At 38.1% G+C, this 16,206-nt stretch carries 13 protein-coding genes and 1 pseudogene; all 14 read right to left on the bottom strand.

Annotation, left to right across the window (positions count from 1 at the left end; genetic code table 11):
• A pseudogene (locus tag B0A67_RS03580) lies at nucleotides 1–427 on the bottom strand (hypothetical protein); the annotation flags it as partial.
• 27 nt (nucleotides 428–454) lie between these two features.
• A complete protein-coding gene (gene traN, locus B0A67_RS03575; RefSeq protein WP_072959908.1) occupies nucleotides 455–1,300 on the bottom strand; it encodes a conjugative transposon protein TraN in 846 nt (281 codons plus the stop codon).
• A gap of 19 nt (nucleotides 1,301–1,319) precedes the next feature.
• Nucleotides 1,320–2,597, bottom strand: a complete 1,278-nt coding sequence (gene traM, locus B0A67_RS03570) for a conjugative transposon protein TraM (protein ID WP_072959941.1) — start codon at nucleotides 2,595–2,597, stop codon at nucleotides 1,320–1,322.
• Nucleotides 2,598–2,601: 4 nt separating this feature from the next.
• Nucleotides 2,602–3,087, bottom strand: a complete 486-nt coding sequence (locus B0A67_RS03565) for a hypothetical protein (protein ID WP_072959906.1) — start codon at nucleotides 3,085–3,087, stop codon at nucleotides 2,602–2,604.
• A 13-nt stretch (nucleotides 3,088–3,100) separates the two neighbouring features.
• Nucleotides 3,101–3,721, bottom strand: coding sequence for a conjugative transposon protein TraK (gene traK / locus B0A67_RS03560; protein WP_072959903.1), 621 nt, complete (start codon nucleotides 3,719–3,721; stop codon nucleotides 3,101–3,103).
• A gap of 17 nt (nucleotides 3,722–3,738) precedes the next feature.
• Nucleotides 3,739–4,935 (bottom strand): conjugative transposon protein TraJ, encoded by a 1,197-nt coding sequence (traJ, locus tag B0A67_RS03555; protein ID WP_072959900.1) that lies wholly within the window; start codon nucleotides 4,933–4,935, stop codon nucleotides 3,739–3,741.
• Nucleotides 4,936–4,951: 16 nt separating this feature from the next.
• Complete coding sequence (locus B0A67_RS03550; protein ID WP_072959898.1) at nucleotides 4,952–5,581, bottom strand: hypothetical protein; 630 nt, start codon at nucleotides 5,579–5,581, stop codon at nucleotides 4,952–4,954.
• 6 nt (nucleotides 5,582–5,587) lie between these two features.
• On the bottom strand, nucleotides 5,588–6,205 hold the full coding sequence (locus tag B0A67_RS03545) for a hypothetical protein (RefSeq protein WP_072959895.1): 618 nt from the start codon (nucleotides 6,203–6,205) through the stop codon (nucleotides 5,588–5,590).
• 14 nt (nucleotides 6,206–6,219) lie between these two features.
• Complete coding sequence (locus B0A67_RS03540) at nucleotides 6,220–6,906, bottom strand: conjugal transfer protein TraI (protein WP_072959893.1); 687 nt, start codon at nucleotides 6,904–6,906, stop codon at nucleotides 6,220–6,222.
• A gap of 12 nt (nucleotides 6,907–6,918) precedes the next feature.
• Nucleotides 6,919–9,387, bottom strand: a complete 2,469-nt coding sequence (locus tag B0A67_RS03535; RefSeq protein ID WP_072959890.1) for a TraG family conjugative transposon ATPase — start codon at nucleotides 9,385–9,387, stop codon at nucleotides 6,919–6,921.
• 39 nt (nucleotides 9,388–9,426) lie between these two features.
• Nucleotides 9,427–9,744, bottom strand: a complete 318-nt coding sequence (locus tag B0A67_RS03530) for a DUF4133 domain-containing protein (RefSeq protein ID WP_072959888.1) — start codon at nucleotides 9,742–9,744, stop codon at nucleotides 9,427–9,429.
• Nucleotides 9,745–9,754: 10 nt separating this feature from the next.
• Entirely contained in the window at nucleotides 9,755–15,325 is a 5,571-nt protein-coding gene (locus B0A67_RS03525; protein ID WP_072959885.1) for a helicase-related protein, read from the bottom strand.
• 38 nt (nucleotides 15,326–15,363) lie between these two features.
• Nucleotides 15,364–15,792 carry a DUF1896 family protein gene (locus B0A67_RS03520; RefSeq protein WP_072959882.1) on the bottom strand — a complete coding sequence of 143 codons (429 nt, stop codon included), beginning with the start codon at nucleotides 15,790–15,792 and terminating at the stop codon, nucleotides 15,364–15,366.
• Nucleotides 15,793–15,803: 11 nt separating this feature from the next.
• Nucleotides 15,804–16,148: a DUF4134 domain-containing protein gene (locus B0A67_RS03515; protein ID WP_072959878.1), complete on the bottom strand. Its 345-nt coding sequence runs from the start codon at nucleotides 16,146–16,148 to the stop codon at nucleotides 15,804–15,806.
• Between the last annotated feature and the right edge of the window lie 58 nt (nucleotides 16,149–16,206).

Here is a 16,206-nt window from a genome sequence, read left to right as displayed (position 1 = left end):
ACTGATTTATCTTAAAATTTGCATTAGTATCAGTTTGTTTAAAATCCATCTGAAGCCAAGAATTGTATTTTTCTCCTTCTTTATTGGTAAGGTCTTTATTTACGGATCTTCCTTCCATAAGATTATAAGCTTCTTTCATGGTGATGTTACTGCCCTTATTGATATAAAAGGTTTGTTCCAAAGCTTCTTTGGAATTCTCTTTTTGCAATTCAACTTTATAAGAATTAAAAAAATACATATCACTCTGTTCTGATTTTTTAAAATTCAACGTAGCTATAGCAGTATCATTACCATACTTAGCTGTATGGTTCAAAGTGAAATCAGGTTCTTCTTTCTGCATTTTTTCTTTTAATTCTCCTTCCAGTGTTTCACCGAAACCGGTGTACTTAACTTGGTCTTTTAAGTATTCAAAATTTTTCTCGTTCATGACTCCATTTTTAAATGATTTAATAATTTATAGTTTAGGAAGTACAGTAACCTGTACCAGCTTTGTATTCTTTACATGCAGTTCTACATGTCTGCCGCCATTTTTTTCCATAAGTTGTATCGCTAAGTATTTTTTCAGTGGAATTGTAAATTTCGGAAGCGAAAATACAAACGTGTTTTCTGCTTCGCCATCAATTTTAGTTACATTGTTCAAGATGTAGATAGGGGTAATCTCGATTTCTTGTGAAGCCGTTCGTTTTACTTTTTTGGTATCACGGATAAAAAAGCGAAGCTGGTCGATGTCATAATTGATTTTAGAATTATTTGTTACTTTTATTCTGTAATACATTACATCATCACGAATAAAAATTCCGTTGAGTATAAAATCAATATCGTACTGTCTTTCTTTTTCACCTCGCAGTTTTTTCTTGTCATAGAAAGCCAATTTGGAATATTCCTGTACATCCATATCGTTTATACTTTCATCAGAGAAATAGATTTCCTGTCCAGTTGGTTTTGTTTTATTCAGACTGAAATTCAATTGTGGAGAATCTTCATCATAATTCAAAACGAAAGAATATAATTTTCCGTCGCTAGTCACTACAGTTAGATTGGTCTGAAAAAAACCTTTTTGTGTAGCTTTAATCTGAAGAATGTTTTCTAAACCTTTCGCCTTTTGAACCAGTATATCGGAACTTCCTTTATCGACACTTTTAATGGCAAAAGGAAATACTATATTGGTTGTTTTAGAATATGCAATCAGTAAAGAATCGGACTCAATTTTAGAAAGGTTGTTTCTACTTGTTTGTTGTGCAAATGCACCGATGGTCATTACTAATAAATACACCATCATCAATAGCTTAAAATTTTTCATCTGTATTATTGTTTAGTTTTTAATTGGAATCTTTTTGTTTCTCATCACGAAGCAGGACCTGATAACCCGCCTTTACAATCACTTTAATCATTTTTACTTTTTTACTCAGCAGACTTTTTGCTGCCTCAATTCCGGCTCCGGCTGCCTGTGCACCCCAGGAATCATCTAGACTTGCAACGCCCAAAGTCTGCATGGAACGGTCAGCGGATGCTTTGGCCACATCACGATTGATAGCTCCCGGAATATAAATTCCAATGAGTCCATCCATATCGTACACCGATAAATCCACTGGGAATAAAGAGTTGTTGTATCTTATGCTGTTTATCTTGATCGTTAGTCTTTCTCCTTTTAAGGATGCTATCCCAAACAAGAAATTGTCTTTTGGGATCTTAACTCCACTTATAAAAATGTCATTCATCGGTCGGAACTTAACGGTAGCTCCATTTACAATAGTTTGGGTTTCGTGAATGATTGCTGCCACCGCATTTTGCATTAAATCCTCATTTTCAGGTTCATCAATGGAGTAAAATCTATTACCTCTGGAATCGGTAGCATTCGTCGATCTGCCTTGCAAAGAGGAAACAGGGTCTTCTTGCTCTTTGGTGGAGATGGAGAACACTTGCCCTCGCTGAGCCTCGGAAGCTTTTCTTAGTTTTTCCTGTATTCTGTCGGGATGCTGAATGTCTAATATGTTTTCTAACATTCCACCGAGTTGTTGCAATTCCGGATCTGGACTATCCTGTTGACCATTCATGGAATGCATCATCTGTTCGAGTCTGTCTACATCCTTGGAATGCATGGATGACTCATTTGATTTTGAATATCTACTAACATCCCTGTTTTGTACCGGAGCAGCTACAGGTGCACTCATTGCTTTTTGCAATGCTTCCAATTTTTGATGTACTTTTACTTCGTTTGGATCCTGATAGGCGGAAATATATAATCCAGTTCGCCCATTTTTAGAATGTACATTACTACTATCTTCAGTTGAGTCAATCTGAAAAGACTGGCTCAAATAATTAGGATCTTTCTTGATGAGCTCATTAAGCTTTGCCGAATCCAGAGCAGCCATATCGTAGTAATTCATTTTATCCAGCAGAATTCCTTCTTTAAGGTTGGCATTGGGCAGTTTGATATTAAAACCTTTTTGCTCTGGAGCTGCTAAGTTTGCCGCTTCCATTTTTCCACCACCCAATGCCCAAAATATAGCCGTTATAAAAGGAAGGGCCAATAATGGTAATACCAAGAGCATCTTACGCTGCTTCAACTCTTTTAGGGATTTTGTTTTTTGTTCCATGATATCAATTTTTAAAATGTGAGTAATAGTAATTTTCCAGTATTGCAAGGCTGTCCAGAAGTCCCGGACGGTATTGTACAATACTATCGTGCGTTTTTTTACCTGTTGGACTGCGCCCAAGACTATCAATATACTTTCGAAATCGAATAATTTTTTCCAATTCAGCTTTACTGATAATTGCATTTAATTCGATGTCATTTTCATTTAAGGAAACAGAATTGGTTGGCTTGGTAATTGGAATTACAGTTATATTTTTACCTGTAGTATCAGAAAAGCTACTTACAATGGCGTAAATACTGCAACCTCCTGTAAACACTATAAAAGTGAATAGAACCACAATCCAGTTAAGACGTGAAAAATGAGCCGTTTTACGTTCCAGCCAATTGGCACACTTATGTTGCAATCGAAGATTGGCCTGCTCAAATTTCTGCCAGATACTATTTCTAGTACCTGTAATAGCATTGTTCTTTCTATTAAAAAAAAATCTCATAATCAATAGTTTATTACTTTCTGTTTTCAGTGCCTAAATCCCGATTCTCAATGGTATTCCATCGCTCGATTAAAAAACCGTGCGGATTGTTGTCGCTTCGCGATACATTGCGAAGATTGCCTTCAGTTATAAGGTTCCGATGAGCAATGCTCGTGGTACGAATGATATTTTGAGTAGCATAACATCGAAAACCATACGGATACGTATTAATATCAATTGTAATACTGTCAATTTTTATCGTCTGGCTGACATTTCCTGATATGATACCGGAGTAATAGCCGTTTTCTTTTAAATCGTCATAGATCCGTTTGGCACTGTCATCAGCCAGGTAAAGTGCCTTGGTGACGTTACTTTTGATGACTTTATCGTCAGGATCAAGAGTGAAGAAGAATTGATGAAAGGTCTTTACATGGTCTCGCGCCTCAATGGGTATATTGTCTTTTCGATCTGAAGCATAAGCTTCCAATGCTTTTCCATTAGCCAGTATATAAACCTTGTTCTGCATTTGCGATACCAGAGTAAAACTTTTGTAAAGAGAGAAACAGCTTATTAGAATACAGCCCGTAATGACCAGCATGGTAAAGCCCCGAACATGTCGAAAAGCAGTGTCAATATTTTTCATTTTGCTAAACATAAACTTTTAATTTAAGGTTAAGATTTGCCTTTTAATTTATCAGCCATGTAACTGTCTTTATCCCTGAAGTAATCATTACTAAAGCCAGATTCAGACATACTTTGGTACATACGCCCGGCAGCATTTCCCATTGCATCTGCTGCCATCCCGACTCCTTGGGAAGTTGTGCTCAGAGCTGAAGTTGAAGAGTTGCTGAAAATATTGGTCACTTTTTGTCCGAGTGCACCGCCACCTCCGGCATGAACAATATAATTAGCCACAGAGGGAACAGTGAAATAACCCACAATACCAATAATCATAAAGACCAGATAAGCAACATCTGTCTTGCTAAAGAAAGTATCTCCGTATTCACCCGCTTGCGCAATGTCAATTTTTAGCATATTCTCCTGAATCTTTCCGATGATACTGCCAAAAATATTAGCTACTGGAAGCCATAGGTAAATGTTGATGTATCTTGCCAGCCAGACGGTAAGCGTATGCTGGAAACCATCAAAAACGGATATGCCAAACACCAGTGGACCTAGAATAGATAGCACCACCAATTGAAAAGTTCGAAGTGTATCAATGCAAAGGGCGGCAGATTCGAATAATACTCTCAGCACCTCGCTCATCCACTCTTTTACTGAATTTCGAAAATTATAAGAAGCTTTACTCATGGCAAACTTGATATCATTTCCAATGCCACTAAGCATTCCCTGATCGTCTGGGTTTGCATTATCATGAGTGTATCGGTACCACTTATCCTGATCTCCGCTTCCCGTTGAACCCACATACATTTTCCAGGGATCCGTTTCTTTCAGCGCTTCCTCTTTTTCTATAAGCAATCTTTCAATAGCTTTATTCGATCCTTCCACCATTGCGGCAGTTGCTGTAACGGTAGGTTTCATAACGCCATTAATCATGTACAATACCGAAGGAAAAATCATAATGCAAAATCCAATAACAAAGGGACGGAACAGCGGGTAAAAGTCGATGGGTTCGGCGCTGGCAATATGCCTCCATACCCTTGAAGCGATATACCAAATCGCTGCAAAACCGGCAAGCCCCTGACCAACTCCAATCAGGTTACTGCACAAAGGCATCATCTCATCATACAATTGTTCCAATACACTATGCAGGCTGTTCATGTCATCTGCAATTCCTTGTGCGTGGCTCATAAAGGGTAATAAAATCCCGAGGATAGTCAGTAGAACTTCCTTATTTATCTTTATCATAACAGTGGATATTTAGTTATTTATTGTAGATGCTACGCATTGCATTTACATCATTGCGCTCTTTTGCACGTTGCAGAGCCAGTACAGCGGTATTGTTGTTGAAGTTTCTTAGGAACAAAAGTTTGTCCTGCATATCTGCGTATATTTTGTCAATGGAAGCCAGTCGTTCATCATCGGACATTCGCATTTTATTAGCAGTAATGACAGAGGTTAGTTCATCAAGATTCCTAAGACTCTGTTTGAATAAATTATCATACACTCTTTCGAGATACCCAATTTCTTCAGCATTGAAATTTTTACTGTCCCGAAATCGTCCAAAGGCTGACTTATATTCCTTAACAAGCTGTACCTGATAATTAACAATATCTCCGATTCGCCTGTAATTGCGTACCGTGGGACTAACTTGCATGAGCGCATCAAGAAATGTTTCATGCAGGCTGAAATTTCCTTTGGATAAATCTTTTACTGTATTATAACCACCACTAAGCATTTCATAGCCCTTCTTCATGTCCTTAAGGATCTGTTTGAACTGAGCCAGTTTCTCTATGTTCAAAATCAATTGCTGAATTTCTTGTTTTTGGGCTGTTATCCTATATGGAAATAACAATCCGATAAACAAAATTCCTATAATCAGTATCTTTTTCATGCTATATCAGTTTATGCCGCGCAGGTCACGGCTGGTTTTTGCCTCTTTCAATTCCATTGCTTTTGATAAAGCCATCAGTTTGGTTTGATTACCGAAGCTTTCGCAAAAGGCATAGTTATCAAGCATGTTCTGGTAAACTATATCAATTCGTTTGATTCGCTCATCATCTTTCATCTCTAAGGTTCCGTCTGAAACGATCGTGAGAAGTTCATTGATATTGTCGTCACAATTTTCTAAAACCCTTTCGAATACCCTTTTGATATAATCAACTTCATCTCCGTGAAATAAATCATCCTGCCGGATTTTTTGGTAAAAGCTTTTGTAACTTTTAATGATTTTTATCTGCAGGGCTATAATTTCGGCAAGCCTGGCATACTTTTTAATTTTTGGGTTTACTTGTTTGAGTGAAGTGAGATAATCAGTATGAAGATTAAATTCTCCACGCTTAAAATCGTTTATAGTACTGAGTCCTTTTTTGGCTACCGAATACCCTTTTTGAGCATATCCGATGTACGTTTGCAGGGCTGCGATTTGCTGTAAAAGCATCCTTTGCTGTTTTGCCTGTGCGAGCATATTTCCTCTAAAGAATCCTAATAAGAGAAGCACTAAAATTATTTTTTTCATGATTTTTTGATTTATTACGGAATTCCGTAAAATTTCTTAACCGAATTGACATCATGCTGTGTTTTGGCTCTTTGAAGACTCAACAAAATATTCTGTTGATTGAAGAGCGTCAGGTCATCATAATTGGCATCAATCTGATCCGCAGCTGCATTTATAATCTCCAGTCTTTTGGCATCACTCATCTGCGTCGTAAAAGAATCAAGTACCAAAAATATTTGATCGATATTTTTCAGGCTTTCATTCAATATCCCGGAATAAACGCTGTGCATATAATCGAGTTCGTTGGCATTAAAATGAGCATCCTTTTGAAACAAGCTCCAGGCTCTTTCGTATTCATCTACCAAACGAACCTGCTTTTCACTGATATCTTTGATACGCTGATAATAGGTAATAATGGATTTGACTTTTGCTAATTCCTCATAATAATCTTTGTAGAGATCTTTTTGTTTTTGTGTCCATTCGGAAATCTCATCGAGTTTCAATTTCGATAGTATATTTTCTATTTTTTTCTGCGCATTCTGAAGCCAGATCGTTTTGTTCTGCAGTTTTTGGATCCTTAGATCAATAGCCTTAATTACCTTTTTGGCAACCGCTTTTACGATTTCTAAAATCGGTATTGCTGCAGCCGTTGCGGGTCTTGCCGGAGTGCTTATGAGTAAAAAGCACAACAGGCATATCATAATTTTCTTTTTTGCTTTCATAATTAGTGTAGTTTAGTTTCCATTTCTCAGATCTATAGCAAGTGCTGCAATACCTTTTCGGATATCGCCATCAAATTTCTTTGCATAAGCCTGTACTTTTACTTTTTCGGTTTCTTCTGTGGTATAGGCGAGATATTCCTCAAGGGACACCTCGGTGCGGTATACTTTAGACTGCATGCCTCCAAGTGAGATAAACACTTCTTTGTATTTTTTATCAGGATCATTGGCTTTGTTTACAGATAATACCAATGCTTTTTCTTTTTCAGTAAGCCCAAGAAGTTCCTGTATTTGATCGAACTTATTTTGATATTTACTTTGGTCCAATAATATCTTGCAGTCACTGTTATTGATAATGGCTTGCTTGACTACCGGTGAGGAAATAATATCTTCTACTTCCTGAGTTACTACAATGGCTTCCCCGAAGAATTTACGCACAGTTTTGAATAAATACCGAATATATTCTGCCATTCCTTCCTTGGCAATGGCTTTCCAGGCTTCTTCAATTAATATCATTTTACGGACTCCTTTGAGCTTGCGCATCTTGCTGATGAATACTTCCATAATAATAATGGTTACCACTGGAAAAAGAATCGGATGGTCTTTGATATTATCAAGTTCAAAAACAATAAAACGTTCTTTTAATAAATCCAGGTTCTCGGTAGCATTGAGCAGGTAATCAAATTCACCTCCCTTATAGTAAGGTCGCAGTACATAAAGAAAATTATTTACATCAAAATCCTTTTCCTTTACCTTATCACCCTCCAGTATGGTTACAAAATCCTTTTTCAGAAATTCATAAAAACTATCAAAACAGGGAAATAAATCGGAATTGCCATCTAACTTTTCATAATACAATTGCAGCGCATTGGACAGTGCTACATATTCACTTCGATTGAAAGTCTCATTGTCTTTTTTCCAAAGAGCCAGTAATAATGTTTTGATACTTTCCTTTTTCTCGGTATCAAGCAAGTCACCCTCGCTGATATAAAATGGATTGAATCGGATTGGATTTTTTTCATCATAGGTAAAGTAGTAGCCCTTTACCATATCGCACAGTCCTTTATAACTGTGTCCTACATCAACAAGTACAACATGAGTTCCTTGCTCATAGTAACTTCTGACCATATGGTTGGTAAAAAAGGACTTTCCGCTTCCCGAAGGTCCCAGTATAAATTTGTTCCGATTGGTACAGATTCCCATCTTAACAGGTTCGTCACTGATGTCCACATGAACCGGTTTTCCGGTCAAACGGTCTCCCAATCGAATTCCAATCGGACTGAGCGACGAACGATAACCGGTTTCTAAATTCAAAAAACAGGTTGCTTGTTCTGTGAAAGTATCAAAGGTGTCATTCATTGGGAAATCTGCGGAATTCCCGGGAATTCCTGCCCAAAAAATCTGAGCTGCTCCAACAGTTTCTTGCTTAGCAGCCGCATCCATCTGAGCGAGTGCTGAAGAAACTTTGTTCTTTAGATCTTTGAGTTCTTCTTTATTGTCTGTCCAAATAAGCACATTAAAATGCGCTTTGACTGGTAATCTTTGCTGACTGATTGCTTCATTGAGAAAATCATTAGTGGCGTCACGCGCAATAAGGTTCTCCCTGCTATAGGCTGATAGGGATTGCAGTCGCAGTCTTTTACTTTCTAACTTTTGCAGGGTCTTCTGGAAATCCTCTATGAAAATATACTGGTTGTAAATGTGATTGCAGGAAAGCAATTGACCTAGAGTTGAGGCAAATCCAATGCTAAACTTGGTCTTATCGGTGGAGTACCGATCATAATTAATTCGGGAACCACATAATGCCGGGAGGTCTGCCGCATCTCCAAGAGTATATATTTGGCAATGCTTGTCGCCAACCTGCAAACCGTCATCAAAAGCAATATCCTTAAAAACAAACGAGTTTTCTTTTTCAGAAAGGAAACAATACCTTTCTATAATCCCAATCTTTCTGCTGTGACTTCTAAGCTGATCATTAGCAAGACGAGTTAGTTTAACAAATCCACTGTCTTCCAATATGCGTCTGAATTGGCCGGTACTGTCTATAAATTCCTGACGCAACTGCGCTTTTAATGTTTCTTCCGGAACTATAGAAGTTCTCAATAAATTGGAAAATAAAGAACTGGAGGATTTTCTTCCTACCGGTTTTTTGGTCAGGAAAATATAGCATGAATGATCCAGAAATGGACGCCCATTAAAAAAACGCTCACTGCTTCGGGTCAGGAAACTAGAATCTTCACTTGTAAAATCAGGCTCAAACTTACTATCTATAAACCAGTCCTGTTTGTGGAACACGCTAAATTTAGGAAGCAGCTTTATGGCTTTGAGCCATGCCTGATGAAACGCCTCGTATTCCTGATCCGACAAAGTAAATATCTCGGGCAGTTCTGCCTTGAATACCACTGTTACATCTCCTTGTTTGGACAGGATGCAATTGTGCTCTACATCCATAATCGGTAAAATATCATCTATCATCTTTTCCATCATCCTTTTTATTTACCACTCACTTCATTTGAGTAAATTTCATTTCTGCATCATAAAAACCTTTCTGCTCTGTGACTTCACTGCTTTGGGAACCTGTCGTTTCGCGAGCGCCTTCATCATCCCGAATTCTCCGTATTGGCGGCTCATCTTATAAATTTTCAAAACCCACAATGTTCCTGAAATACCAATTATTCCTATACAGATAAGTGAAGGCAAACCAGCTATGTACAGGATGGCAAATAGTATCATAAGCACAATCACACCACCACCCAAGTACCAGATGTACTGTGCTTTTAACCCCTTGAACTCCACACTTTGGTTAATTCCCTTGTTGATTTGATAGACACTATTTGACATGGTATTTATTTTAAAATTTCATCTTGTTGCTTCGTCTCATTTCCGAAAAGGATTGTTGCTGCCATCTATCACTTTCTCTGTCCGGGACTTTAAAATGTTGTGATTCTTCAGTATTCTTTATTGGTAATTGAATAACCGGAACTGAATTAGTGCTTGAAGTTTCATCACTAATAATGACCTCTTGCGGATTGTTTTCTTTGAGTTGGTTTTCTTGAATCTTTAAGGCTATTTCCCTTTCCAAACTAGCGAGATCGCTTTTCATTTGCTGCAATTCATGCTCTTTACTAAAAGCTTTTGTAGTTAATTGTTGCAATTCCGGTAACTGATTTTCTATGTCATTCAGGGACTTTTGGTACTTGTCCCTTAGATGTTCCACCCGGTCAATGGCATTAAGGAAATGGCGGGCTGCCAGTTTTGGATTGTCCACATTTGGGGTTCCTCCATTGAAAGTGTATTTGATTCCATCCTCTAAACGCTGTGCATAAAAGCTGTTGGAATAGCGGTACTCATATAGACCATCATTTTGATACGCTTCGCGCTCTCTTTTTATATAAAGTCCAAAATCATATAATTTTCCAATCTCTTTGGATTCGTTTTCTCCTTCGGGAGGTTTCCAGTGTTTATAGAGTTCTATAATTTGTTTGCCTATGCTTTCAGGATCCGTTACTTTAAAATCATATAATTGTATAGGATTTGCTTTAGAACCCTCAGGTTCATATTTCAGGTTCTTTTTATAAAAACCCTCATCAGCAGATAGCTTATCCAATTTTTTAGAAGTGACTGTTTTTTCCTCCAATAAGTACTCCACCTGATATTTAGTTCTTGAAATTTCCTTGTAATGTGCTTTTTTAAGGCTTTCCATCACCGCCACTTTTTTCTCCAATTTCGATTTTTCCAGCAAAGAGGTATCCCCTGATAGTAACGCGATGTATTCTGAAAAATTCATTCCGCTTTGCTCGTCCATTGCGCCCTCATCAATAGACCGGACATTAAGTGCACAGTTTTTCATCTGACTGATAAAAGTCTGTTTGTTCTTGAGTAGATTGAACTTATAATTGTCCAGTGACTGCTCGGTAGCATAAATGAAATTCTTTACTTCATTGCCATAATGCTGTTTAGCGACTTCGTTGCCTTGTCTGCCGCCCCGACCGTTACGTTGTCCTAAATCAGATGGTCTCCAGGGAATGTCTAAATGGTGCATGGCTACAACACGCTTTTGTACATTAAGCCCGGTTCCAGCTTTTTCGGTGCTGCCCAAAAGAATGCGTATTTCACCTGTGTTCATTTTAGAAAATAACTCTGGTTTCTTCTTATCGGTCCAATCGTGGATATAGGTAATCTCATCCGCAGGAATATTAAAATCTGCTATCAGTTTTTCTTTAAGAGCATCATACATATTGAAGGCATCCTGCTTTGGTGTTCCGATATCTGAAAAGACAATCTGTGTTCCTTTGTGTATAGTCGAAGCATTGTACATTTCTGATATATTTCGAGCACAGGTGTTGACTTTATTGTTAGGATGATCTGCGTACCGTTCATCTATAAGCCTCATATCGGCAGCCATCTTTTTAGCGTAATTGGTGGCTATTAGCATTCTTCCCCGATCTTCTTCTCTGGTAAGAGGTGCTCTTCCGATCAGGGTTGCATTACCGGTTTTTGCGAACTGCATGAGATTGATTATAAACTCACTTTGCTGGGGCGTTGGGCTTATATTGACCAGCTTTTCATCAATTTCAGGTTTGTCCAGATCAATATGTTTCGCGGTTTTATAATCCGTAATCTCATTATAGAATAATGCCAGTTCCGGAACTTTAATAAAATGGCGAAAACGTTCTTTGGCTATAATCTCATTGGTCACTGAAAATTCAAAGTCAGTCGTTTTTCTGGCAAAGACGGATGCCCAACCGTCAAAATTTTCAATACGTTGGCGTTCCATTTCTTTAGGACGCAGGTATTTAAAAAGCAAATACATTTCGGTAAGGCTGTTGGAAATAGGAGTTCCCGAAAGAAAGGTCACGCATAGATCCGAATCGAATTTCTCCTGAAGCGTGCGCACCGCAAACAACATATTAAGTGCCTTTTGGCTTCCTTGCATATTTCCAATGCCGGCAACACGATCATGGCGGGTAGTGAAGGTTAGGTTTTTGAATTTGTGTGATTCATCCACAAACAGATGATCAATACCCATTTCTCTAAAATTGATGCCGCTGTCTTTTTTATCTTCTATATCGCTAAGTACTTTTTTTAGTTTGCCATCAAGATTGTTTTTTCGTATTTCAAGACCTTTTAATATTTTTTTGGAGATATCACCTCCTAAATCTTTTGCCGTATCAAGATCCCGTTCTACATTGTCCAGTTCATTTTGTAATATCTCTCTTTGGATTTCCGGTGATTGTGGAATTTTACCAAACTGATCGTGCGTTAAAATGATACAATCCCAATTGTTATTTTTGATTTCATGGAAGAGTCTCATTCTTTTAGCCGGAGTAAAATCATTCTCTCCAGGAGCTAAAATCCTTGCATTAGGATATGCCTTGCGATAGGTGGATGCTATTTGATCCACGTTGGCATGTAGCGCAAGTATTGCAGGTTTGTGAATAATTCCTAATCGCTTCATTTCATTGGCAGCCACAATCATAGTGAGTGTCTTACCAAGTCCAACCTCATGATCAATTAAAGCGCCTCGGTTCTGAATGATACGCCAGGCTGCATTCTTTTGAGAACTGTATAAGTCTTCAATTTCAAGTGCTTTTTTATCCAAACCCGGAAAACTCAGATGGCTTCCGTCATACTCACGTAATACATAACAATTAAAAGTATTGTTATAGAGACTTTCCAAATCATTCTTATCACTAATAGGCAATTCCTGCAGCCAATCAATAAATCCATTACGGATGTTTTCAATTTTTTGATGTGCCAATTGAATGGCTTCATTATCAGGTAATCGTATCGGTTTGCCTGATGGTCCATCCACCTCATAGGTAAAAAACGGGGCCGTGTTTTCCAGAGCATGTTCTAATATGGTGTAGCCATAAGTGGTTCTCCCACTTTTTGGGGTTACTGCAAATTCCCTGTCAATCTTGGTATTATGTCCCGTACTAACTTTAAAGGTGTCCAGTGATGGGAAATAACTGATTTCAGTTGCCTGATCGAATAATTGGCCGGCAAAATTTTCATAGTAATGGATTGGTATCCATCGTTCACCAAGATTAAAGTCGAGTAATTCAAAAGGGATACGCTCAGGCTGTACCTTTTCCAATGCCTGCATTCCTTTATAATACTGTGTATTTTCGGGATATTGCTGTACTGCCTGTTTAACCTGCTGTAATTTTTCCACGACATTACCGCTTAGATAGAGGTCTGATGTCTCCCAATCCTGATGCATGGGATTTAGATAAATATGCTGATTTAAACGTTCTATCGCCTCATTTTCTTCAAGTCCGGTTGCAGCGCTTATAAATCCTAAATCAACAGTTCCTTTTTCGTTGAGGCATCTGGCAAGAGCTTCAACCGGATCGTCTGTATAATAACGTTCTTGTTGTTTTACGATAGATTCACTTAGGATGTCGGACTTTACATATCGTTCTCCTTCCTTACGTTCCAGTGAAGAAAGGATGGTGAAACCGAAAGCGGAATCCTGCATAATTAACCTGCGATTCTCGGCACTGTTAAGAATACCATAGTGAGAAACAAATTTGGTATAATGCTTATCCAGATTTGCTCTAATTTCTTTACTTGCAGCTTTATCCGATTGTTCTTTTTCAAATAAATCCAGATAATTATCGCGAATAACAATATAGGAATCGTAAAATTTAAGATTGCCTTGTGATGCTAAGGGCTGAAAAAAAGCCTGTTTGTGTTCGCCATTGATATCACTTATAATTCCAACAGCTTCTCCAAGTCGAACCAGTGTTCCTTCTTTGTAGAATGGTTTGAATGAAAGATTTTCTTCATAAAGCTGTCTTTCTAAATTAAAGGCAGATTCAAGTGTTCTATCTCCTTCATATACATAGGCATGATCATATTGCTGTAGCGTATTGGACAAAGCCAATAATTCATGAGGCAGTAATCCACCATTCATCCAATTGGCTGAAAAACTATCAATTTCTTTTACATTAGAATATAATTTATAGAAATACCGATTGGACTTATTTTGTTTGGCGGCAATGAGTACGACATTTTCATGTGATGGATTATCAGTGGTACGTATGGTGCTAAGTATTCTTGCCGTTTTTTTGTCCACTATCGTTTCATCGAGCAGATTGATATAATCCATTGCTCGGTTGATATTCTCAGCCGGTGCAGTATCAAATAAGCCTAACTGTACGGAAACACCACTTGCTTTGCTTTCTGGCATGGGCAGGTAGGTGAATTTCCCCCCGGATATTTTAGGCTGCTGAACAATACTAGCTTTTTGAGACAATAAAAAGCGCTCTAAACTGAAATTATCTTTCAGTCCACTGGTAATATTTTGCGCCAGAGAATTTTCAATGGAATTAATATCGCCACTTTGTCTAACGCTTTGATGCGCCTGACCATATTGGTTTTTACCGGCAAACACTTCATCTCCAATTAGGAGTTCTGATTTGTGGTTCAGGTACTTATTAATATTGTATTTTCCAAACTCATTTTCCAGTTCGAGAGTTTGCAGCAGTTCATTTTCACTGTCAGACAACTTTTCTTTGTGCTCATTTTTCTGAACAATCAGCAAATGATTTGGAGCCTCTGTATTTCCGGTTTCCTTCATCAGGTTATCCGGCATAACCGCTACACTTACAAAATCTGCATGTTGAAAAAGATACTCACGTACACTTTGATTTGAAGGACTGTTTAAAAAACCGTCCGTCGTGATGTAGACCATAAGACCACCATCAGCGAGCTTATCAAGCCCTTTTGCAAAGAAATAATTATGAATTTTTCCGGAAATTGATTTATCGGGATAAGCCGGATCATAAACTGAAAAATTACCAAAGGGAATATTGCTCACTACAAGATCATAACTATCATTATCATTTGTTGGAGATTCCTCTAATCCCATGATATGTGTGGTGTTTTTTGTTGTCAGCGTACTGTTTAATGCCGAAAGCACGAGTCCGCTTAACTGATCTTTTTCCACGGCAGTAACTTGTTCCAAATTTGGAAAAGCATTGTCTGCTTCTGTGATAAAAATACCCGAACCTGCCGATGGTTCGTATAATCTTTTAGGACTAATGCCTTGTTCATTTAAAACGGAATATAAGGTTTTGGGAACAATTTGCGGAGTGTAAAATGCCGTTAGTACACTGTTACGAAGTGATGAAACAACCCTGTTATAATCCTTTTCAGAATAATGGTCCTGTAATAAGCCGTGCAGACGAGTCATCTCTGAATGCAGTTTCAGGTCTTCGGTAGTCGCTCCTGATTTTATCCAGTCTTCGGTAGTGCCGTTTGGATAAAGTATAGCCTTGATTCCTCCAAAGCCTGCATAGGATTTAAGCGCGGTAACTGCTTCCTCCGATAAAATAGCACCATGCTGCCATTGCATTGCAATGGTAATCGCCTCGATGTTTGCACTTAGTTTTTGGGATAGATTGTACGCCATAATTACTCCTTTTCATACTACACACTGCTATAAATAGCTCAACTCAGATAGTCAGCAATCTGACCAATAAGGACATTTCTCAAAGTGGGATCTTCTTCATTTTCTTTTGTAAAACCGATAGCTTCAAAAATTGGCTGGCAACTTTCTATAAGGTTGATTACCTCATAAGTGAGAATACCGGATTCCTGAAAAGCGGCATAGGTTTTCTCAAACTCTTCGGAAAGTAGGGAACGGAGATATAGAAAACGAGAAGGTTTTAGATCTTCGGTAAGTACATTGAGACAAATTTCTTCGATGATATATTGGGGTGTACCCTCAGATAACATATCCTCGAGTATGGATTTTATTCCATTTACCTTTTCATTGAGATAACCCAATACATCGTAGCTGTCTTGTAGGGTAAACATCAAATCAGGATTGTTATGGATAATATAAAACCATAACTTTTCTTTGAGTAGATCTTCCATGACGACAGCCTTTAGATTCCAAAGAAGGATTTGATTACTGTAGCGACTACTACAAGAAAAACACAACTGCCAAACCAGGCGGCGGCTACTTTTCCGGTATCGGGATCACCTGCATTCCATTTTTGATATACTTTGACGGCTCCAATTAAACCCAGTAATGCTCCAACGGCATACATAAGTTCTGTACCGGCATCAAAATAGCTTCTAACCTGTTGGTTGGCTTCATTGATTCCTGCCAGACCATCCTGAGCAAAAGTCTCATAGCTTATCACAAAAAGGATTTGCGCCAGGAGAATACTAATACGGTTCATTTTTTGAGGTATAAACTTTTTAAAATTCCAGTTCCACTTTTTCATCACACATTATTTTTAAAGTTTAAAAATTCAGATAAAAAACGGAGGTGTTGCCGCTGTC

The organism is Flavobacterium aquidurense, assembly GCF_002217195.1.
Classification (GTDB): Bacteria; Bacteroidota; Bacteroidia; order Flavobacteriales; family Flavobacteriaceae; genus Flavobacterium; species Flavobacterium frigidimaris.
Note: the sequence above shows the minus strand (reverse complement) of the source record. Positions and strands in the feature narration are given on the sequence as shown.